Annotated in this window: 20 protein-coding genes; 6 read left to right on the top strand and 14 right to left on the bottom strand. The window is 51.2% G+C overall.

Annotated features, from left to right (window positions below):
- Nucleotides 1-31 precede the first annotated feature (31 nt).
- Genes NYR52_RS06720 through NYR52_RS06705 form a run of 4 tightly spaced genes read right to left on the bottom strand, consistent with a single transcriptional unit; the run spans nt 32 to nt 4,063 of the window.
- Nucleotides 32-1,576 (bottom strand): acyl-CoA carboxylase subunit beta, encoded by a 1,545-nt coding sequence (locus NYR52_RS06720; protein WP_259436733.1) that lies wholly within the window; start codon nt 1,574-1,576, stop codon nt 32-34.
- 19 nt (nt 1,577-1,595) lie between these two features.
- A complete protein-coding gene (gene mce, locus NYR52_RS06715; RefSeq protein ID WP_132220129.1) occupies nt 1,596-2,018 on the bottom strand; it encodes a methylmalonyl-CoA epimerase in 423 nt (140 codons plus the stop codon).
- On the bottom strand, nt 2,015-2,425 hold the full coding sequence (locus NYR52_RS06710; RefSeq protein ID WP_029071794.1) for a cobalamin B12-binding domain-containing protein: 411 nt from the start codon (nt 2,423-2,425) through the stop codon (nt 2,015-2,017). The genes mce and NYR52_RS06710 overlap by 4 nt, the downstream gene beginning before the upstream one ends.
- 12 nt (nt 2,426-2,437) lie before the next feature.
- Entirely contained in the window at nt 2,438-4,063 is a 1,626-nt protein-coding gene (locus NYR52_RS06705) for an acyl-CoA mutase large subunit family protein (RefSeq protein ID WP_132220128.1), read from the bottom strand.
- 152 nt (nt 4,064-4,215) lie between these two features.
- Here NYR52_RS06705 and prli42 point away from each other — a divergent pair, with 152 nt between their 5' ends.
- From prli42 to NYR52_RS06690, 3 genes are all read left to right on the top strand, one after another.
- The gene (prli42, locus tag NYR52_RS06700; protein ID WP_154987287.1) at nt 4,216-4,308 is read left to right on the top strand and encodes a stressosome-associated protein Prli42; all 93 of its coding nucleotides are present in this window, start codon (nt 4,216-4,218) and stop codon (nt 4,306-4,308) included.
- A 103-nt stretch (nt 4,309-4,411) separates the two neighbouring features.
- Nucleotides 4,412-4,588, top strand: a complete 177-nt coding sequence (locus NYR52_RS06695; protein WP_022736197.1) for a hypothetical protein — start codon at nt 4,412-4,414, stop codon at nt 4,586-4,588.
- Nucleotides 4,589-4,998: 410 nt separating this feature from the next.
- On the top strand, nt 4,999-6,144 hold the full coding sequence (locus NYR52_RS06690; RefSeq protein ID WP_132220127.1) for a hypothetical protein: 1,146 nt from the start codon (nt 4,999-5,001) through the stop codon (nt 6,142-6,144).
- A 58-nt stretch (nt 6,145-6,202) separates the two neighbouring features.
- Here NYR52_RS06690 and lipB read toward each other — a convergent pair whose 3' ends face one another.
- From lipB to NYR52_RS06645, 9 genes are all read right to left on the bottom strand, one after another.
- Nucleotides 6,203-6,880: a lipoyl(octanoyl) transferase LipB gene (gene lipB / locus NYR52_RS06685; protein WP_246026843.1), complete on the bottom strand. Its 678-nt coding sequence runs from the start codon at nt 6,878-6,880 to the stop codon at nt 6,203-6,205.
- A 107-nt stretch (nt 6,881-6,987) separates the two neighbouring features.
- The gene (locus NYR52_RS06680; RefSeq protein ID WP_259436549.1) at nt 6,988-8,310 is read right to left on the bottom strand and encodes a dihydrolipoamide acetyltransferase family protein; all 1,323 of its coding nucleotides are present in this window, start codon (nt 8,308-8,310) and stop codon (nt 6,988-6,990) included.
- Nucleotides 8,311-8,333: 23 nt separating this feature from the next.
- A complete protein-coding gene (locus NYR52_RS06675) occupies nt 8,334-9,317 on the bottom strand; it encodes an alpha-ketoacid dehydrogenase subunit beta (protein ID WP_132220125.1) in 984 nt (327 codons plus the stop codon).
- 17 nt (nt 9,318-9,334) lie between these two features.
- Nucleotides 9,335-10,324, bottom strand: a complete 990-nt coding sequence (locus tag NYR52_RS06670) for a thiamine pyrophosphate-dependent dehydrogenase E1 component subunit alpha (RefSeq protein ID WP_022736191.1) — start codon at nt 10,322-10,324, stop codon at nt 9,335-9,337.
- Nucleotides 10,325-10,341: 17 nt separating this feature from the next.
- On the bottom strand, nt 10,342-11,766 hold the full coding sequence (gene lpdA / locus NYR52_RS06665) for a dihydrolipoyl dehydrogenase (protein WP_259436548.1): 1,425 nt from the start codon (nt 11,764-11,766) through the stop codon (nt 10,342-10,344).
- On the bottom strand, nt 11,759-12,868 hold the full coding sequence (buk, locus tag NYR52_RS06660; RefSeq protein ID WP_132220954.1) for a butyrate kinase: 1,110 nt from the start codon (nt 12,866-12,868) through the stop codon (nt 11,759-11,761). Before buk ends, lpdA begins: the two co-directional genes overlap by 8 nt.
- A gap of 24 nt (nt 12,869-12,892) precedes the next feature.
- Nucleotides 12,893-13,987, bottom strand: a complete 1,095-nt coding sequence (locus NYR52_RS06655; protein ID WP_054095392.1) for a Glu/Leu/Phe/Val family dehydrogenase — start codon at nt 13,985-13,987, stop codon at nt 12,893-12,895.
- Between the two features lie 17 nt (nt 13,988-14,004).
- Nucleotides 14,005-14,919 (bottom strand): phosphate butyryltransferase, encoded by a 915-nt coding sequence (ptb, locus tag NYR52_RS06650; RefSeq protein WP_022736187.1) that lies wholly within the window; start codon nt 14,917-14,919, stop codon nt 14,005-14,007.
- Nucleotides 14,920-15,145: 226 nt separating this feature from the next.
- Nucleotides 15,146-17,185 (bottom strand): sigma-54 interaction domain-containing protein, encoded by a 2,040-nt coding sequence (locus NYR52_RS06645; protein ID WP_132220123.1) that lies wholly within the window; start codon nt 17,183-17,185, stop codon nt 15,146-15,148.
- 150 nt (nt 17,186-17,335) lie between these two features.
- On the opposite strand from NYR52_RS06645, the gene NYR52_RS06640 reads away from it, so the two are divergent.
- From NYR52_RS06640 to NYR52_RS06630, 3 genes are all read left to right on the top strand, one after another.
- Nucleotides 17,336-17,617, top strand: a complete 282-nt coding sequence (locus NYR52_RS06640) for a DUF2627 domain-containing protein (RefSeq protein WP_132220122.1) — start codon at nt 17,336-17,338, stop codon at nt 17,615-17,617.
- Nucleotides 17,618-17,751: 134 nt separating this feature from the next.
- Complete coding sequence (locus NYR52_RS06635; RefSeq protein ID WP_259436547.1) at nt 17,752-18,717, top strand: superoxide dismutase; 966 nt, start codon at nt 17,752-17,754, stop codon at nt 18,715-18,717.
- A 22-nt stretch (nt 18,718-18,739) separates the two neighbouring features.
- Nucleotides 18,740-18,979, top strand: a complete 240-nt coding sequence (locus NYR52_RS06630; RefSeq protein WP_259436546.1) for a hypothetical protein — start codon at nt 18,740-18,742, stop codon at nt 18,977-18,979.
- Between the two features lie 271 nt (nt 18,980-19,250).
- On the opposite strand, the gene spo0A is transcribed toward NYR52_RS06630, so the two are convergent.
- Nucleotides 19,251-20,036 (bottom strand): sporulation transcription factor Spo0A, encoded by a 786-nt coding sequence (gene spo0A, locus NYR52_RS06625; RefSeq protein WP_022736181.1) that lies wholly within the window; start codon nt 20,034-20,036, stop codon nt 19,251-19,253.
- Nucleotides 20,037-20,064: the final 28 nt, after the last annotated feature.

The raw sequence follows: 20,064 nt of genomic DNA, 5'->3' as shown, positions 1-20,064 counted from the left end.
GAGACGGCCTCGCCAGTGCTTCTCATCCCTATCACAAAGGGATGTTTCCATGCTTTTTAGCTGGACGGCTTTCCTGTTTCTGTTCCAGCATTTCCAGAGCGCTGATCAGTTTTTGTCTGGTGGCGCGCGGATCGATCACATCATCCACCATGCCATGCGCCGCGGCCACATAGGGGTTGGAAAACTTTTCGCGATATTCCGCGATCCGCCGCTGTCTGGTCTCTTCCGGCTGTTCACTGTCCGCAATCTCACGTTGGAAGATGATATTGGCCGCGCCTTCCGCGCCCATCACCGCAATTTCGGCACAGGGCCAGGCGTACACCAGATCAGCCCCAATCGCCTTACTGTTCAGCGCCACATAAGCGCCGCCAAATGCTTTGCGCAGGATCACTGTAATCTTAGGTACAGTAGCCTCCGAATATGCGTACAAGATCTTGGCGCCGTGCCGGATGATGCCATGGTGCTCCTGATTTACGCCTGGGAAAAAGCCAGTGACGTCGACAAACGTGATCAACGGGATGTTGAAGCAATCGCAAAAACGGATAAAGCGGCTCAGCTTATCCGACGAATCAATATCCAAACTTCCCGCCATCACTTTCGGCTGATTGGCAACAAGGCCCACGGTGCGTCCCGCGATCCGACCAAAACCGACGACGATGTTACGGGCGAAATGACGATGCACTTCCATAAAATCTCCTTGATCCACCACCGCTTGAATCACTTCCCGCACATCATAAACGCGCGTTCCTTCCACCGGCACCTTGTCGGCCAGCTCTTCTACCCAGTCATCTCCTTGCTCCTCCCATTCCCGACGAGGTGGATTCTCCCGGTTGCTCTGTGGCAGATAAGTACACAGACGCCGCACCTCCTCAAGCACTTCCGCTTCCGTAGGCGCAGTGAAATGGACATTGCCGCTCGTAGTAGCGTGCATTTTTGCTCCACCCAATTCCTCCGCCGTGATCTTCTCCTTGGTGACAGCCTCGATCACCTTGGGACCGGTGATAAACATCTGACTCGTATCCTCTACCATAAACACGAAGTCGGTGATTGCGGGGGAATAGACCGCACCGCCCGCACATGGTCCCAAGATCACCGATATCTGCGGAATCACGCCAGAATAAATCGAATTCCGATAGAAGATATGTCCATAGCCATCCAACGATACGACTCCTTCTTGGATACGTGCTCCTCCCGAGTCGTTCAGGCCGATGATCGGCGCTCCGTTTTTCGCCGCCAAATCCATCACTTTGGCAATTTTCAAAGCATGCATTTCTCCCAGCGCCCCACCAAACACAGTGAAGTCCTGGGCAAATACATACACAAGCCGTCCGTGGATCTTTCCATAGCCCGTCACCACCCCTTCGCCGGGAGCTTCCGTGTGCTCCATGCCAAAGTGCGTGGCGCGGTGTTCCACAAACGCATTTAATTCAACAAATGAACCCTCGTCCAGCAAAAGGTCGAGCCGTTCTCGAGCCGTCAGTTTCCCGCGCTTGTGTTGCGACCGAATCCGCAGTTCTCCTCCGCCTAGCTCCACTTTGCTCCGTTTGGCTTCCATCTCTTCAATTTTCTTGTACATATCCATTTATGTCACATCCTCATTCTGCGTTTTCCCGCGCTTCGCACAATTCCAGCAATACGCCGCCCGTTGATTTTGGATGAAGAAATGCGATGTTCATCTGGTGCGCACCGGGTTTGGGCTCTTCATTGATCAGTCGAACCCCTTGCTCGGCCACTTCCCGCAACCTGGTTTTGATGTCACTCACTTCAAGGGCAATATGATGGATGCCCTCGCCGTGCCGCACCAGATATTTGTGAATAGCACTCTCTTCGGACATCGGCTCAAGCAGTTCAATTCGGCTTTCCCCGATGCGCAAGAAACCGACCCGCACCTGTTCACTTTCCACCTCCTCCATGCCTTCCAAAGTTAACCCCAACACTTCTTGATACCAAGCGCACGCCTTTTGCAAATCCCAAACCGCAATGCCGATATGACTGATTTTTTTTGGGGGACACTTCATGCCTGAACCCCCTTTTCCTTGACCACTCGCCGGATGAATTCAGCGGTTTCTGTCGTTGTTGTGCCGGATGTGAACACTTCGGCCACACCTTGCTCTTTCAGGTACGCAATATCTTCTTGCGGAATGACTCCACCCCCGACAACCACTATGTCGTCGGCCTGTTGTTCCCTGAGCAACCGCACCACTTCAGGAAACAGTTCATTATGGGCTCCAGACAAACAGGATAATCCGATCACATCTACATCTTCTTGAATCGCGGTGGCGACGATTTGCGCCGGTGTCTGTCGCAAACCGGTGTAAATCACTTCCATCCCTTCATCCCGCAAAGCTTGGGCAATAATCAGCGCCCCGCGATCATGCCCGTCTAAGCCAGGCTTGGCTATAAGTACGCGAATTGGTCGATTCATATCCGTTTCCCCCTAGACTGGTTTATATTCACCAAACACCGCTCTCAATGTGTTGCAGATTTCACCCACTGTGGCATACGCTTTGACTGCCTCCAGTATGCTAGGCATCACATTTTCCGTTCCCTCCGCAGCCTGTTTGAGCCGCGCCAACGCCTGATTCACCGCTTCTTGATTTCGCGTCGCCCGCAATTCTTTCAACGCCGCAATCTGTTCTTTGGCAAAGGCCGGGTTGACCCGCAACAGTGGCGGTTGCGTTTCATTCTCCAAGGTGAACTTGTTCACCCCCACCACCACTTCTTCACCGCGCTCGATTTTCCGCTGTGTTTCCAGCGCTACCCGGCGAATTTCCCGTTGCATAAACCCTTGCTCCACGGCATGCACAGCTCCCCCCAACTCATCAATCCGCTTGATTAGCGCTTCAGCCTCTTGCTCGATCTGGTCTGTCAGCGTCTCGATGTAGTGGGAACCGCCCAACGGGTCCACTGTGTCAGCCACGCCGCTTTCGTAAGCGATAATCTGTTGCGTGCGCAGAGCGATCCGCGCCGACTCTTCCGTGGGCAAAGCCAAAGCTTCATCCCGCGCGTTGGTGTGCAAACTCTGTGTTCCCCCAAGCACTGCCGCCAACGCTTGCAAGGTGACCCGCACAATGTTGTTGTCCGGCTGTTGCGCGGTCAATGTCGACCCACCCGTCTGGGTATGGAAGCGAAGCTGTAACGAGCGCTCGTTCGACGCATGGAAACGATGTTTCATGATTTTAGCCCATAACCTTCTTGCAGCACGGAATTTGGCGATTTCTTCAAAAAAGTGATTGTGTGCGTTGAAGAAAAATGAGAGTCGCGGCGCAAATTGGTCTACTTCCAAGCCCGCATCCAGTGCTGCTTCCACATATTGAATGCCGTTGGCCAAAGTGAAAGCGACTTCTTGCACGGCGGTGGAGCCAGCTTCGCGAATGTGGTAGCCGCTGATGCTGATTGTGTTCCACTTGGGTACATGCTCCGCACAATACTGAAAAATGTCAGTGATCAGGCGCATCGACGGTTGGGGCGGAAAAATGTAGGTGCCCCGCGCAATGTACTCTTTGAGGATGTCGTTTTGAATGGTGCCGCGCAACTGCTCCGGCCTAACACCTTGCTTTTCGCCAACGGCAATCACCATCGCTAACAAAATCGCTGCCGGGGCATTGATGGTCATCGACGTGCTGACTTGATCCAAAGGAATCCCCGCAAACAATTGTTCCATGTCCCGGAGGGAATCGATCGCTACCCCTACTTTCCCCACTTCTCCCATCGCCATGGGATCATCAGAGTCATAGCCAATTTGGGTCGGAAGATCAAAAGCAACGCTCAAACCCGATTGCCCCTGTTGCAACAAATATCGAAACCGCTCATTTGTTTCTTTGGCTGAACCGAACCCGGCGTACTGGCGCATCGTCCAAAGGCGGCTGCGGTACATGGTCGGGTGTATCCCGCGCGTATAAGGGAATTCACCGGGCCACTCTTCCCGCGCTTCGTGTTCGGTGTATAAGCGTTCCACTTCAATGCCAGAGAGGGTGGTGAATGTTTGCTTGCGTTCTGGCGCTTTCTCTAACCAACGAACAGTTTTTTCTTCCCATCGACTTTTTGCGCTTTTATTTTCCATATGAATGCTATCCCCCTCATCATAATAAAACGCTTTCACTTCTTAATATATCAAATATTACGTTTGTTTGAACGAAGTTTTCGCAAAGAGGTGATTTCATGGACTTTATCCCAAAGGTTGGATACAATAGGATGTTGTGAGGTGAATCAATCGTGAAGCCAAAATGGATCAAAGTGACGGTATATGTGCTTGTCCTCTCGCTTCTCGTTTCAACCCTTGCCACCGGAGCCTATCTCTTTCTATAATTCATAAAGGGTGCGTATGTTAATCAGGAAATGAATCGATTATACTATGTAATGATGAGTGCGCAAGCCCAAGCGCAAACAACAGAAGGCAGGTGAATATGCAATGGAATACTTCATGGTACCTCTTCTTGTCATCATTTCGATCCTGTCGATCCGCGGTGTCATAGACAATAAAAAGATCGGCAACAAACCAGGCGTTATTATCGGGGGCGTCTTCACACTCGCTTTGGTTGGTGTCACCCTGCTGTCCCTGTATGACTTGTTTGTAGGTATTCAGTAATCCCTACATATGCCAAGCTCCCATCTATTGGGGGCTTTTTTCTTCAAAAAGGGGCTACGGTTTTCTGATTTTCATTTATAATAATATTTGGGAACGGTTTATTCAGACTATTTCGCGGAAGGGGGATATCCTGCTTGGATTCTTTCTTTTACCGCCGGAGGAGTCCGAAACAAAAAAAAGGCCGTAGCGTGCCGCCCAGTCCCCGGATCCCCGCAAGGGCTCATCGCAAGCATCCAATCAAAGACGCTAACCGTCGGCTTTTCGTACCAAACGGTAAGCATTCCTTTCTTTTGACTGTGCCCGCATCGCAAAACGAGTGGAGACCCGATGGAAGTTATACTTGGCAAAGGGAGGAACAAATCCGATGGATGGCTTGGCTTCAAGCCGTGTTTACCAGGACGAAGCTCCACATGTTCAAAGAAACAACGGCTTATCAAATCACGTGCGCAGACGGGACTAGCATCCCCCTCCATCGTTTCATCCACAGGATGGACAACCCCAATCTTCCTGCCACTTCCGGCCAGCTCATCACCTTGATCGGACAAGTAACCCGAATTCACAACACTCGCAACACTCACCGTCTCACCCTTTCCGGAAACCACGCCAACCAATCCTGCGAGCTCATTCTTTCCCGCTTCACCCATGCCGAAACCACGATACGTCAATTGCAAGGACGATGGATCGCTTGTTGTGGATACCTGCACACGAAAGAAAATCATCGCCAGATGAATATCCACTCTCTGCCGCACCAACTGACATTGCTCAGCGGCGATCCCTCTATCCCATTACCCTTGCCGTGCATCCAACCGGATGCCATCACGCAAGCAATGATGCGGCACACTCCTTATAAACCGCTTACCCACTCACTTGTTCGGCACACCTATGCCACCGGCTGGCGTTCCCTCGTTTCCGACCTGAACCAAGATATCCGCATTCTCAAAGGAAAATTGGCTCAATTGCAAAAATTAGGCGCCTCCACCGAACGTGAATGGCGGAAGCAACAAGCCAAATACAAAGCGTCCAAAGGAAAGTGGAATCCACAGACCCCTCTGTCGCTATGGTCCAAATTGGGTCTGACCTGTATGCGTAAAAACGCATGCCACGAGCGGGATCAAGCCTTTTTCCACACCTTCGCCCACGAGATTTTGTCCTTGTCCCGGAAACGACGCTTTGTTCAGGAGAAAATCGAGATACTTAAAGAGCAGCTGGCACACAAAGAAGCGGAGTGGATTGAGCTGAACAAGCTAACATGGTTGGAGAAAGATTTTGTCCCTCCTGCTGATGCCATATTGCACCTTCTTCCGCTCACCTCGCAAACCGTCGCGATTGTGGCCACTTGCGTCACCGTGACTGCGGAAGAGATTTCTTTGCGGAGCGAACTGTATGTGTACAAATACCACGGCGATGTGCCCTGCCCTTGCGCCAAACTGTCCGGGCCTTCCGTCAAGTTGACTCACGCCTCGTTCCCGGCTCAACTCCATAGCTACTGGAGCAAAGTCCAGGCGCAATTGCGCTGTTACCGGTACCCAGAACCTCAGCATAAACGCGTCCTTTAACAACGACAAGGAGCCACCCGGCGCGCCGGAGGCTCCTTGCTGTGCAACCATCTTCCGATCATTCCATTTTATCGCCAAACACCTCGTGCGTGCAGGCGATGACTTGCTCCATCACTTCATTCATATCAACGGGTTTTCCCAACTGTTCCTGCATCGAAGTGACCCCATACTCCTTAATTCCACATGGGACAATCATCTGGAAATAACGCAAATCAGTATTTACGTTTAACGCAAACCCATGGCTAGTGATATAGCCGCGACGGTTGCGGCCTCGGTTAAATTTGACGCCGATCGCCGCGATTTTCACATCCCCCACCCACGCACCGGTGTAAGCTTCTTTCCGTCCAGCTTCAATCCCGAACCGCTTCAGGGTACGAATCAATACTTCCTCTAGATCCCGCAAATATCCATGGGCGTTGTTTCCCCGTTCCCCCAAGTGGAACAATGGATAACCCACCAACTGGCCCGGTCCGTGGTAAGTAACGTCGCCGCCACGGTCAATTTCAACCAACTGAACACCTTGCTGTTGATAATAATCAGGCGAAAAAATAATGTTTTCCTGATGGGAACCGCGTCCCAGCGTGATGGTATGAGGGTGTTCCAACAATAGCAATTGGTTGCCTAGTCGCCCCTGATCAATCGCTTGCACGAGTTCTTTCTGTTTGTCCCAGGCCTCCATGTATGGAAACATGCCTAACCGTTGCACCGCAAAGTCCATCTGTGTCACCTTCTCCATGTCGAAAAGGCATCCCCTTACAGGATGCCGTTTATCGTTTGCTGCAAGGAGACAGACGCAACCGTCCGCTCCTTCCAGCTATTGTATCACAAGAAAACGTGGGAATGTCAGATTTGGCTGTCTGGCCCATACGCTTCCAAACGCTCTTTTACACGCTTCAGGAAGCGGCCGGCCATCAGGCCATCCAAGATCCGGTGGTCAAGCGACATACAGATGTTCATCATATCCCGCACTGCGAACATGTTGTCCCCAAACACCACTGGCCGTTTCACGATCGACTCGAACGAGAGAATAGCCGCTTGTGGGGCGTTGATGATCGGTGCTGACAAGACCGAACCAAACGAGCCGGTGTTGTTGACCGTAAACGTGCCGCCCTGCATGTCTTTCAGCTCCAGTTTGCCGGCGCGGGTCTTTTCGGCCAATTGGTTCACTGCTTTGGTCAGCCCCAAAATGCTTTTCTCATCCGCGTTATGAATTACCGGAACATACAAGGCGTCGTCCGTGGCCACGGCGATGGAAATGTTGATATTTTTCTTCAGAATGATCCGGTCTCCATCCCAAACGGAGTTCAGCTGTGGAAACTCTTTCAGGGAGTCAACCACCGCTTTGATGAAGAATGGCATAAAGGTGAGGTTAACACCTTCACGTTGTTTAAACTCATGTTTTAACCGATTGCGCAGGGCAACCAAACCAGTAACATCCACTTCCATCATCGTCCAAGCATGCGGAGCCTCGTGTTTGCTCTGCACCATGCGTTGTGCGATCGTTTTCCGCACTCCCGTCACCGGAATTTCACGGTCGCCATTTTCCAAGACAACGCCCGTTTTTGCCGGAGCCGCCGGGGTGGTGGAAGCAGTCACAGCTTCACGTGCCGGAGCGGCCGCTGGTGTTGCCGGTGCGACAGGGGCCTCTGGCACTGGTACTTGGGCAGCAGTGGCAACAGCTGGTTGTGTACCGCCTTGCTCAATGGCCTTAAGCACATCTTTTCTGGTAATGCGGCCTCCTTTGCCCGTCCCCTGAAGTTGAGTCAAATCAATGCCATGCTCTTGGGACAAGCGCAAAACGGCCGGAGAATAACGATGCTTGTTGGAGTTGTCGCCGGCGGTGTCTGCTTTCGCTTTTGGCGTCTCCTGAGCGGCCGGAGCAACGGAATCAGCGGATGCGGCGGGCTTATTTTCCACAGCACCTTCGCCTTCTGTTTCGATACGACAAATCAATTGGCCAACTTCAACCGTTTCGCCTTCTTGGGCGATAATCTCCACCATCACGCCATCAAACGTCGATGGCACTTCTGCATTCACTTTGTCCGTGGACACTTCGCAGATCGGTTCATATTTTTCTACCCGGTCCCCCGGTTGTTTCAGCCACTTCGCAATGGTGCCTTCCACGACACTCTCGCCGAGTTGCGGCATTTTGATATCAGTTGCCATAATTGTCCTCCTCTGTAGCCAGCCTAGAATTCTGCCAGTTCACGAATCGCCGTTGCGATTTTATCTGGATTCAGCATAAATTCTTTTTCAAGCGGTGGGCTGTATGGCATAGCAGGCACATCAGGGCCACACAGACGCTTAATCGGCGCGTCCAACTCAAAGAAAGCTTCTTCCGCGATAATGGAAGCAACTTCTCCCCCAAAGCCCCCTGTTTTGTTGTCTTCATGAACGATCAAGACTTTACCGGTTTTCGCCACCGCTTCCAGAATGGCTTCCTTGTCCAACGGCACCAAGGTACGCAAATCAAGCACATGCACGCTGATTCCTTCTTGGGCCAATTGTTCTGCTGCTTGCAGGGCGAAGTGCAAAGTCAAGCCGTAAGAGATGACCGTGACATCCGTTCCTTCCCGTTTCACGTCGGCTTTGCCGATCGGAACCGTATAATCTTCTACAGGCACTTCCCCTTTAATCAGCCGGTAACAACGCTTATGTTCAAAGAAGAGCACCGGATCTTCATCCCGAATAGCCGCTTTCAACAAGCCTTTCACATCGTAAGGGGTAGAAGGCATGACGATCTTCAATCCCGGCACACCCGTGAAAATCTTCTCCACACTTTGCGAATGATAAAGCGCACCGTGGACACCACCACCGTATGGAGCCCGAATCACGAGCGGACATTGCCAGTCCCCATTGGAACGGTAACGGATTTTTGCCGCTTCACTAATGATTTGGTTCACGGCAGGCATAATAAAATCAGCGAATTGCATTTCGGCAACTGGGCGCAAGCCGTAAGCGGCAGCACCGATCGACACGCCGGCGATAGCCGATTCTGTCAATGGCGTATCCAAAACCCGGTCAGCGCCAAACTCTTCAATCAAGCCAGCAGTCGCGCGGAACACCCCGCCGCGTACCCCAACGTCTTCCCCCAGCACAAACACGCGTGAATCGCGCTTCATCTCTTCCATCAGAGCCTGCGTTACGGCATCAATATATGAAATAACGGGCATATCTCTCTCCTCCTGCCTTAAGCATAAACATGCTTATACGTTTCTTGCGGATCCGGATACGGCGCCTGCTCCGCGTAATCGGTCGCCTCATCCACTTCGCGATTGATTTCGGCCAAGAGCGCCTGCTCTTTCTCTTCCGTCAACACACCATGTTGCAGCAAGTAATCTTTGAATTGGAGCAAGGAATCTTTCTTTTTCGCTTCTTCCACTTCTTCCCGGCTGCGGTAGGTGCGATCATCGTCGTCACTGGAATGGGGCACCAACCGATAAGCCACCGCTTCGATCAAGGTTGGACCATCCCCGCGCCGTGCACGTTCGACGGCCTCTTTCATCGCTTTGTATACTTCCAGCGGGTTGTTTCCGTCAACGCGTACTCCTGGGAATCCGTAACCTTCGGCGCGTTTCCAGATTTCTCCGCCCGCCACTTGCTTATCCAGCGGAACAGAAATGGCGTATTTATTGTTCTCCACCATGAAGATGACCGGCAAATTGTGTACGCCTGCAAAGTTGCAAGCTTCATGCCAATCGCCTTGGTTGCTGGACCCTTCCCCGCAGGTGGTCAACACAACATGGTCTTTCTTTTCCAATTTTCCAGCGTACGCAATGCCCACTGCGTGCAATACCTGGGTTGTCACAGGGCTGGAGCCGGTCAAAATGCGGAAACGTTTGTCACCGTAATGCCCGGGCATTTGGCGCCCGCCGCTGTTTGGATCTTCCGCCTTGGCAAAAGCGGACAGCATTTGATCTTTAGCCGACTGCCCGAAAGTCAGCACCATCCCCAAATCGCGGTAGTACGGGCAAAGCCAGTCTTTCTCACGATCCAACGCAAAGGCCGCGCCTACCTGAATCGCTTCTTGCCCTTGGCAGGAGATCACAAACGGGATTTTACCCGCACGGTTCAACTTCCACATGCGTTCGTCAATTTTGCGGGCCAAAAGCATCGTGCGGTACATTTCCAGCACTTGCTCATCGCTTAACCCCAATTCTTTATGATTCAATTCGCTCATTGCGGTTCCTCCTTTGATTACCCATGGATTGCTTTGCCGTCAACGGCCAATGCCGCTTCCAGATAAGCTTCGGACAAGGTCGGATGTGGGTGAATCACTTGTGAGATTTCCCAAGCGGTGGCATCAAGCACTTTGGCCAAACCAGCTTCTGAAATCATGTCAGTAGCGTGCGGACCGATGATGTGCACACCCAGCAAGTCGTCCGTCTTCGCATCGGACACGATTTTGATGAAACCATCCGGTTCACCATAAACCAATGCTTTTCCGGCACCGCGGAATGGGAATTTGCCTACTTTTACTTCATATCCTTGTTCCTTCGCTTCCGCTTCGGTGAGTCCGATGCTGCCCACTTCCGGACGGCTATAGGTACAACGCGGAACCTCTTGCGGATTCAACGGATGTACGTCCAATCCAGCCATATGCTCAACAGCCAGAATTCCTTCATGGGAAGCCACATGAGCCAATTGGTAACCGCCGACCACATCGCCGATCGCATAGATGTGCTTCTCCTTGGTTTGCATAAACTCATTGACCTTGATGACGCCTTTTTCGGTTTCAATCGCTGTGTTGTGCAAACCGATGTCTTCAATATTGGCTTGCCGGCCCACGGAAACGAGCATTTTTTCCGCTGTCAAAGTAATAACCTCAGAGCCCGATTCCGCCTGCAATGTGACTACGCCGTCCGCTTTGGATACGCTTTCAGGCAAGACCTTAGTATTGGTCAACACTCTCACTTTGCGCTTTTTCATCAGACGTGCCATCTCTTTGCTGACATCTTCATCTTCAAACGGCAAGATCCGATTGGCGAATTCAACTACAGTCACTTCGACACCAAAGTCGCTCAACATAGATGCCCATTCAATTCCGATAACGCCACCGCCAACGATGATGATCGATTTTGGCAATTCTTGCATCTGTAGGGCGTGATCCGAATTCATCACATACGTGCCGTCTACATCCAACCCTGGCAATATACGCGGCCGGGAACCCGTTGCAATCAGCACATATTGCGGAACCAACATCACCGGATCGCCACCATCTTCGGACTCCACCGAAATCGTTCCCGGTTGCGGCGAGAAAATCGACGGGCCCAAAATGCGGCCGACTCCTTTATACACATCTACTTTGTTTTTTTTGAGCAATCCTTCCACACCTTTGTGGAGTTGGCTGACCACTTTTTCTTTTCTGGCCTGTACGCCGGCAAAGTCAAGGGTGACATCCCCCACGCGGATACCATATTCCTCTCCATGTTTTGCATGCTGGTAGATCTCCGCGCTTCTGAGCAGAGTTTTGGAAGGAATGCATCCTTTATGAAGACATACCCCACCTACTTTTTCCTTCTCGACTACGGCTACCTTCATTCCCAATTGAGCAGCGCGAACTGCGGCTACGTAGCCTCCAGGTCCCGCTCCCAACACTACCAAATCTACGTTTTCAGCCATGCGTTACCCCCACTTTTTCTGCGACAGGTGGATAGTTTTTGGCCGTCTCTTCGCCACGCACAACGCGAAGTGCCCCTTCCACAAGCGCTTGTAGTTCATTTTCTCCCGGCACAAGGTGGACAGGGGCGATCCATTCCACCCGCTCTTGGATCATTTGGGTGAAACTTTTCCCATAAGCCAGCCCGCCGGTCAAAATGATGCCGTCCACTTTTCCTTTCAACACTGCGGCGCACGACCCGATTTCCTTCGCCACTTGGTAAGCCATCGCTTCATAGACGCTTTTGGCTTTCTCATCGCCCTGTGCAATGCGCTCTTCCACTTCGCGCGCATCCGTCGTGCCCAAATATCCCATAAGACCACCGCGGCCCACGATCATGCGCATGATTTCGCTGGCGAAATATTTGCCCGAGAAGCAGAGGGACACCAAATCCCCAACCGGAATGCTTCCCGCCCGTTCAGGGGAAAAGGGGCCATCCCCGTGCAATCCGTTATTCACATCAATCACACGGCCCTTTGCATGCACGCCGACGGTGATGCCGCCTCCCATATGAGCGACAATGTAGTTCACTTGCTCATAGCTGGTTCCGTTCTGTTTGGCGACACGGCGAGCAACCGCCTTTTGGTTTAGCGCATGAAAAATGCTACGCCGTTCGATGGCGGGCATGCCCGAGATCTTGGCAATCGGTTCCATTTCATCGACCACCACCGGGTCGACGATAAACGAAGGGATGTTTAACTGGGACGCAATCTCATGTGCGATCACCGCTCCGAGGTTGGAAGCGTGCATGCCGTATTCACCGGAACGCAAATCGTCCAGCATCGGCCCGTTTACTTCATAAGTGCCTCCTGGAATGGGGCGCAACAACCCACCGCGCGCCACCACTGCATCCAACCGTGTCAAGTTCATCCCTTCCCGATCAAGGGTGTCCAAGATCACTTGTTTTCGAAATGGATATTGCTCAAACAAATCATTAAACTTCGCGATTTCATCTGGGTCATGACGCAACGTTTCAACCAAAATCGCTTTTTCATCATCAAACACACCGATTTTGGTTGAAGTTGACCCTGGGTTAATCGCTAGAACCCGAATCGGCTCCACCATAAACACTCCGTTTCTTCCACGCTTTTATCTGTGACTCAAAATGCTTTGGCCGTTAACGAGGAATGTGCTTCTCGTTTTGCGCATAGCTGCGATCCGCTCTTCTGCCATCCGGTCAGCTGCCTTATAGCTTGGGATGCCGTCGCGCTTTGCAATTTCAAATACTTTAAGCATGTTGTCATAAATGGTTTCTACTCTTTTCATCGCCCGGTCACGATTGTATCCGTACAGTTCATCAGCAACGTTAATCACGCCGCCCGCATTGATAACATAATCAGGTGCGTAGATGATTCCTTTCTGTTCCAACATCTCTCCGTGCTTCTCTTCTTTGAGCTGGTTATTGGCAGCACCGGCTACTACTTTACAAGTCAGGCGCTCAATCGTCTCATCGTTAATGATGGCGCCAAGTGCACATGGGGAAAAGATGTCGCAATCAACGTCGTAGATTTTGTCAGGGCTTACCGCTTCCGCTCCGAATTCTTGCACGGCACGATCCACGTTTGCTTGGTTGATGTCGGTCACGATCAGCTTAGCGCCTTCGGCATGCAGGTGTTTACACAGGTTGTAAGCGACATGGCCAACTCCTTGCACCGCCACAACCTTGCCTTTGAGAGAGTCTTCACCAAAGGCCACTTTAGAAGCCGCTTTCATTCCTTTGTATACGCCATAGGCGGTCACAGGGGATGGATTTCCGCTGGAACCGAATGCTGGGGAAACACCGGTGACGTATTTCGTCTCTTCACGAATGATATCCATGTCTTCCACCGTGGTTCCCACATCTTCTGCAGTGATATAACGACCGTTCAACCCTTGAATGTAACGTCCCAACGCTCTAAACAGTGCTTCGCTTTTATCCTTTTTGGGATCGCCGATGACAACAGTCTTTCCGCCGCCGAGGTTGAGTCCGGCTGCTGCGTTTTTGTAAGTCATACCACGGGCCAGGCGCAATGCGTCTTCAATCGCCGCATCTTCGCTGTCATATGTCCACATCCGGGTCCCGCCAAGCGCAGGCCCCAGAGTGGTATCATGGATGCAAATGATCGCTTTCAAACCAGATTGTTCATCATGGCACAGCACCAACTGCTCATAATCGTATTTCCCCATGTATTCAAAGATTTTCATGTGTAGTTCCCCCTAAACTATGCGCGTTTTTGATTGGCTGCTTGCAGTACCGCCAGAGCGATCGAGTACAGTTTCGCTTCAGGAGAGTCCGCACGGGAGGTTAAAACGACTGGAGCGGCAGCTCCCAGCACCAAAGCCCCAACCTTGCTTTTGCCAAAGTAAACAAGTGACTTGTACAACATGTTGCCTGCTTCAATATCAGGAACAAGCAAGACATCCGCTTGGCCGGCAACCGGGCTTTGGATCCCTTTGTGTTCCGCCGCATGGACAGAGACTGCGTTGTCCAAAGCGAACGGCCCGTCGATGATGCCACCTTTGATTTGCCCACGCCTGTTCATCTGTGTCAATGCCGCCGCGTCCAATGTGGGAGGCATGTTGGGATTAACTACTTCCACTGCACCCAGCACAGCCACTTTTGGTTCTTGGTTACCCAGCGAATGGCAATAGCCGATCACGTTTTGGACGATTTGGGCCTTCTCTGGTAATGTCGGCGCCACATTCAAAGCTGGGTCAGTCACGTGGATGAGACGATCATAACCGTCGACTTCATGCGTTGACACATGGCTTAACACTTTTCCCGTACGCAATCCATACTCTTTGTTGAGAACCGCACGCAAGAAATCAGATGTTTGAATCATGCCTTTCATCACAACATCTGCTTTGCCTTCACGCACGGCGGATACTGCCATTTGAGCGGCTTTAACGTCAGAATCGGCATGACCGATTGCAGCCGCATCGATCTCCAAGCCAACTTTTTGGCTTAAGGAGATGATGGTATCTTTATCTCCAAACAGAAGAAAATCTGCAATGTTGCGCTCTTTTGCCTCGCGTACCGCCTCCAGCACATCCTCATCGGCAGCTTGGGCCACAGCTACGGTGACAGATGGCAAGGTTTCCGCTTTTTTTACTACTTCCTCAAATGTTTTAATCATCCTACACACCTCTTTTTTCCGACTGTATTTGTCTGTTATCAAATCAGATTAAAAATAGTTTTCTCGGATTAGTCGGTCGCAATACCATATATGCAAATGCAGTGCCAACTCATCGACAAATCCGCAAAAGCAAGATGCTTCCTGTTTTTTATTTAAATTGTAAATAAAACTATTTGCAACGGATTGCAAAATATCTGCAATTCTCTTCATGCAAAAAATTGCAGTGTCACAGCACTCCATACCGCTCCAATTTGTAATAAAGGCTGCGGATGGAGATGCCCAACCTCCGCGCCGCTTCCGTTTTGTTTTGGCCACATGCCGCAACCACCTGCAAAATGTAATCCCGTTCCGTTTGTGCCAAAACTTCTTTCAGCGGTTTGCCGACAATTGCATCGGGAACAGAGGGTGTCGCCGTCGGCTGTATCATGCGGGAAAGGTCCAGTGGTGGAATATGTTCGCGCCGCATGCGTCTTTCATTGAACGCCATATTGATCATAGCCCGACCCAGCACATTCTCCAATTCACGCACATTTCCAGGCCAATCGTACTGGGATAGCACATGAATAGCGTCCTCTCCGATGTCTTCAACTTGCCGGCCGTACTCTTGATTAAACTTTTTGATTAAATGCAGGGATAAATCATACAAATCTTCTTTGCGCATGCGAAGCGGGGCGATATGTATAGGCAATACATTCAACCGGTAATACAGATCTTCACGGAAGCGTTTTTCCTGAATTGCTTTTTCCAGATACACATTTGTCGCCGCTATGACGCGCACATCGACAGGAATTGATTTGGTTCCTCCGACCCGAAGCACTTCTTTCTCTTGCAACACTCGCAACAGCTTGGCTTGGGTGCTTAAACTCAATTCTCCGATCTCATCCAGGAAAATCGTGCCTCCACTCGCCTCTTCAAACAAGCCTTTTTTTCCGCCCCGTTTGGCTCCGGTAAATGCCCCTTCTTCATACCCGAACAATTCACTCTCTAATAGCGACTCGGACAAGGTGGCACAATTGACACGCACAAACTGGTTGTATTTACGGTCGCTCGCATTGTGAATCGCATGGGCAAACAACTCCTTGCCTGTGCCGGATTCCCCGCGTAGCAGCACCGTCGCCCGCGTCTGTGCCGCTTGCTTCGCTTGTGCCAGGGAGTGGCACATCGGCTCACTGTTGCCGATGATGTCCTCAAATGTGTATTTCGCCTCCAAGGTGCGAATAATGCGGCGCGCCCGTTCCAAGTCGCGACTCAATTGTTTCAACTCGGTAACATCGTGGATGATGCCCACACTTCCCTTCAACTCATCACCGATGATGATGGGAGCTGCATTTACCACCACTTCTTTGTGGTGCGGACCTACTTTCATGTGCACCCCTCGAGCTGGTTGACGCGTTTTCAACACTTTTTTGTGCAGGCTCTCCCCTTCGGAAATGTCCGTTTCAGCCGGTTTCCCGATCACCTGTTCAGGCGTTAGTCCCGTCAGCCGGGTGTAGGCGGGATTAATCAGTATGCCCATACCATCTTGATCCACGACGGAAATAGCGTCATCAGAAGAGTTGATAATCGCCTGTAACATGCTTTTCATACTCTCCAAATCAAGCACTTGCTGTGTGAGCTGTTTGATCTCGCTGATGTCACGAAAGACGGCGACGGCTCCGATCACTTTGCCGTCCGGCGCCTTGACCGGCACACGGCTGGTGATTATTTCCAATCCATTTTCCAGCGTTTGCCGGCGATTCAATTCACTGATCCCCTCCTTAATGACCACACCCAAACGCGTGTTGGGGATGACTTCAGTAACTGGTTTTCCCAAAGACTTTGCCGGATCAACGCCGGTCATTCGCCCTGCCGCCTTATTGAACAGCGTCACTTCTCCGTGTTGGTTAACGGCAATCATCCCGTCATGTGTCGAATTGACGACCGCTTCCAATTCATTTTGCCGCCGCTTCCACGCTTCTCCTACCAGCTTAACCATCAATCGGGCCACAACACCGGAAATCACATGTGTTTGAGGTGATGCTATTTCTTTCAGCCGCCCCTCCACCTCATCTGTATCCGTCACGTCCAAAATCACATCCGGAGGGGGAGCAAGGAACGTTTGCACATCCGTGGAAGTTGGAATCCCCCGCTTACGTGCCTCCACCATACCGGGGGCATCCGGCGCTGCATCCACCATGCCGACCACAGTAATAAAGTCGACTGAAGCCAACATGTCCAACACCGTTTTGCCGTCTTCTCCGCCTCCAACGATCAAAAAAGTTTGCAACTTGCACCCTCCTTTCAACCATCCGCCCCTTATCTTACCACACTAGGTAGGGACGATTAACTTGTGCTCGGGGCTAATTGGAACGCAGGCTAGCCATCGGCGTCAAAATAAGGTACTATTAGCCTTGACCACAGAAAGGACGGATGCGACATGAAACCGGTATACCAACGGATTATCGCCATCATTATCATGTGCGTGCCCGGCGCTTTGGCCATTTACGGTTGGACCTTGATGCGGGACGTCTTGTTCAACTATTTTGGTGGCCAAGGGATGGCTTGGCTTCCTTTCATTGGCGGACTCGTCTTGCTCATCGCAGGATTAGCACTGATCGGCGGCTTCCTCTTCCACCATGACCGCAAACGGAAACGAATCCAGCCACGCCTGATCGGCAAACAAAACGATCCCACCTACCGCAACAAGCCGGGTTATTGACACACAGGCGTCTTTTCGCCTCATAACTCAAACTTAGTCATCCGCACAACCTGCGGATGTTTTTTTGTGCCGCCATTCACCCTTTACCAACTGGGCACATATCTTGAGAGTGAAGACGCGAGGAGGGAAAACACATGACTTACCCACCATCATTCTGGCTTCCTAGCTTGTCCCGCGAACCGATGGCCTCATCTTTTTCCTTTTTTCGCAAACTGCTCAATCAAATAGAAAAGGCAGCAACAGATCCTGCGCAACGGGAAACCTCGGTTCGGCTTCGAGAACAACTTACGCAAATCGAACACACGCTGTTCAGCCCAGATCCTTATCTCGCGGCAGCGGGGGAACAACAATGGCGGCATTGGTTGCGATCGTTTGCTCGCTTGTTGGAACCGATCGAAACGATAACCACTTCCGCTCGACAACCCGAAGAATCACCGTATAAGGAAGAGACATCTGCTGTCTCCGCTTACCAGCCGGTGCCAATTGGTCAACATCAACTCCCACCGCTTCCCTATCCATATGATGCCCTTGAACCCTACATCGATGAAACCACCATGCGCATCCATCATCAAGAACATCACAGGAAATATGTAGAAGACTTAAATAAAGCAGAAACCCAATTGGCGCACGCGAGACAAACCGGTGATTTCTCATTGATCAAGCATTGGGAAAGAGAATTGGCTTTCAACGGCGCCGGCCATTATCTCCACACGCTTTTTTGGGAATCAATGAGTCCGCGTGGCGGCGGCGAACCCAGCGGAGCGCTTAAAAAGCAAATCATTCACGACTTTGGTAGCGTTGAAGCCTTTAAAAAACAATTTTCTGAAGCAGCCGAAAAAGTGGAAGGAGGAGGCTGGGCCATGCTCGTCTGGAGCCCTCGTGCCCACCGACTCGAAATCCTGCAAGCCGAAAAGCATCAAAACTTGTCACAACAGGACATCGTTCCCTTGTTGCCGCTGGATGTGTGGGAACACGCCTATTACCTTAAGTACCCCAACAAGCGAAGGCAGTATATCGACGCTTGGTGGCATGTTGTCAATTGGCCTCAAGTCTATGAACGCTATTGCAAAGCCCGCCAACTCCGCTGGCACCCCTACTAAATGTTTGAGGCAGGTGGTTCGCATGGTCAAACATAAGGCTTACAACAAAGAGAAAAAACCAAACAATCCTCCAAAACCCCGTTACACCAATCAGGCCAATCTCTTCCATCGAGATGTGATCGCCCCCCTGGAAAGGCGATACCGCCAATGTCTGCAAGCGCGGGAATATGAAAGCGCGCGCGCCCTCCTGCGAGAACTGGAAACAGCACGCCGCGAACATCGAATTTTGATTCACCGCAACGAACGAGTCAAAATCAATTGAACTTGCAAACCGCCTACTGACATTGCACCTTTCCTATGATTACACTCCTGGCATATCAATCGTATAATGCAAGAGGCATCCAGTTGGTATCCTGGTCTTAGTACCAGGTATTATGACCTTATCATAAAACCTTGCACAAATGAAGCCCTCTACATCTACTTCCTTTTTCATCACCAAAAGAAAATAAGCCGCTGATGTTGCCAAAGAATCCTCTCCGGCAACATCAGCGGCTTTAGAACATTGGTAGAATGTTAGTTTTCGAGTACCATCCCTATCCGACCTTGTGCTCGATCCGCAATTTGTCGGCTACCATCGCAATAAATTCACTGTTGGTCGGCTTCGCTTTGGACACATTGATGGTGTAACCGAACAGACTGCGGATGGAATCCATATTCCCCCGACTCCAAGCCACTTCAATCGCATGGCGAATCGCTCGCTCCACCCGGCTTGGGGTAGTATTGTATTTTTCAGCAATCCGCGGATACAAAGACTTGGTAATCGCCCCCAACAGATCGACCTCATTGTAGACCATGGATATCGCTTCCCGCAAATACAAGTATCCTTTAATATGTGCCGGCACGCCGATTTCATGAATTACATTGGTGATGTTGGCGTCCAGGTTGTTTGCCCGTGGTGAAGGCATGCTTACCTGCGACGTTTTCACAAACGACGCCTTGCCGCTGATCCCTTTCATTTGCCGGATGCGATGTGTAAGAACGTCAAGATCAAACGGTTTGAGTATGTAATAAGAAGCACCCAACTCGACCGCCCGCTGAGTGATGTTTTCCTGACCAAACGCGGTCAGCATGATCACTTTGGGCACAGGTTGCAAATTCATCTGCTGAATCTGCTCCAACACGCCCAACCCGTCCAAATGTGGCATGATAATATCCAACACGAGCACGTCTGGCACCCGCTGTTTAATCATGTCTATCACTTCGCCACCGTGATGGGCGACCCCGATCACTTCAATGTCTCCTTGGCTCATAAGATGTTCCTTCAAAAGCTCGGCAAATTCCCGATTGTCATCCGCTAATATGACTCGGATCTGATTCAATGAAAGACCCTCCTAATCATCCATACCA

The sequence above is a fragment of the Laceyella sacchari genome (assembly GCF_024927925.1).
Classification (GTDB): domain Bacteria; phylum Bacillota; class Bacilli; order Thermoactinomycetales; family Thermoactinomycetaceae; genus Laceyella; species Laceyella sacchari.
The sequence above is the reverse complement of the archived record's forward strand: the minus strand, read 5'-3'. Positions and strand labels throughout refer to the sequence as shown.

What these genes read in the sequence shown, in the direction of transcription:
- lpdA (WP_259436548.1), bottom strand. Translation starts at nt 11,766, where the DNA reads ATGGCTGAAAACGTAGATTTGGTAGTGTTGGGAGCGGGACCTGGAGGC.
- mce (WP_132220129.1), bottom strand. Translation starts at nt 2,018, where the DNA reads ATGAAGTGTCCCCCAAAAAAAATCAGTCATATCGGCATTGCGGTTTGG.
- NYR52_RS06675 (WP_132220125.1), bottom strand. Translation starts at nt 9,317, where the DNA reads ATGCCCGTTATTTCATATATTGATGCCGTAACGCAGGCTCTGATGGAA.
- NYR52_RS06705 (WP_132220128.1), bottom strand. Translation starts at nt 4,063, where the DNA reads ATGGAAAATAAAAGCGCAAAAAGTCGATGGGAAGAAAAAACTGTTCGT.
- NYR52_RS06710 (WP_029071794.1), bottom strand. Translation starts at nt 2,425, where the DNA reads ATGAATCGACCAATTCGCGTACTTATAGCCAAGCCTGGCTTAGACGGG.
- NYR52_RS06630 (WP_259436546.1), top strand. Translation starts at nt 18,740, where the DNA reads ATGGTCAAACATAAGGCTTACAACAAAGAGAAAAAACCAAACAATCCT.
- NYR52_RS06695 (WP_022736197.1), top strand. Translation starts at nt 4,412, where the DNA reads ATGGAATACTTCATGGTACCTCTTCTTGTCATCATTTCGATCCTGTCG.
- NYR52_RS06640 (WP_132220122.1), top strand. Translation starts at nt 17,336, where the DNA reads ATGAAACCGGTATACCAACGGATTATCGCCATCATTATCATGTGCGTG.
- buk (WP_132220954.1), bottom strand. Translation starts at nt 12,868, where the DNA reads ATGGTGGAGCCGATTCGGGTTCTAGCGATTAACCCAGGGTCAACTTCA.
- NYR52_RS06680 (WP_259436549.1), bottom strand. Translation starts at nt 8,310, where the DNA reads ATGGCAACTGATATCAAAATGCCGCAACTCGGCGAGAGTGTCGTGGAA.
- ptb (WP_022736187.1), bottom strand. Translation starts at nt 14,919, where the DNA reads ATGATTAAAACATTTGAGGAAGTAGTAAAAAAAGCGGAAACCTTGCCA.
- lipB (WP_246026843.1), bottom strand. Translation starts at nt 6,880, where the DNA reads ATGGAGAAGGTGACACAGATGGACTTTGCGGTGCAACGGTTAGGCATG.
- NYR52_RS06690 (WP_132220127.1), top strand. Translation starts at nt 4,999, where the DNA reads ATGTTCAAAGAAACAACGGCTTATCAAATCACGTGCGCAGACGGGACT.
- NYR52_RS06670 (WP_022736191.1), bottom strand. Translation starts at nt 10,324, where the DNA reads ATGAGCGAATTGAATCATAAAGAATTGGGGTTAAGCGATGAGCAAGTG.
- NYR52_RS06655 (WP_054095392.1), bottom strand. Translation starts at nt 13,987, where the DNA reads ATGAAAATCTTTGAATACATGGGGAAATACGATTATGAGCAGTTGGTG.
- NYR52_RS06635 (WP_259436547.1), top strand. Translation starts at nt 17,752, where the DNA reads ATGACTTACCCACCATCATTCTGGCTTCCTAGCTTGTCCCGCGAACCG.
- NYR52_RS06720 (WP_259436733.1), bottom strand. Translation starts at nt 1,576, where the DNA reads ATGTACAAGAAAATTGAAGAGATGGAAGCCAAACGGAGCAAAGTGGAG.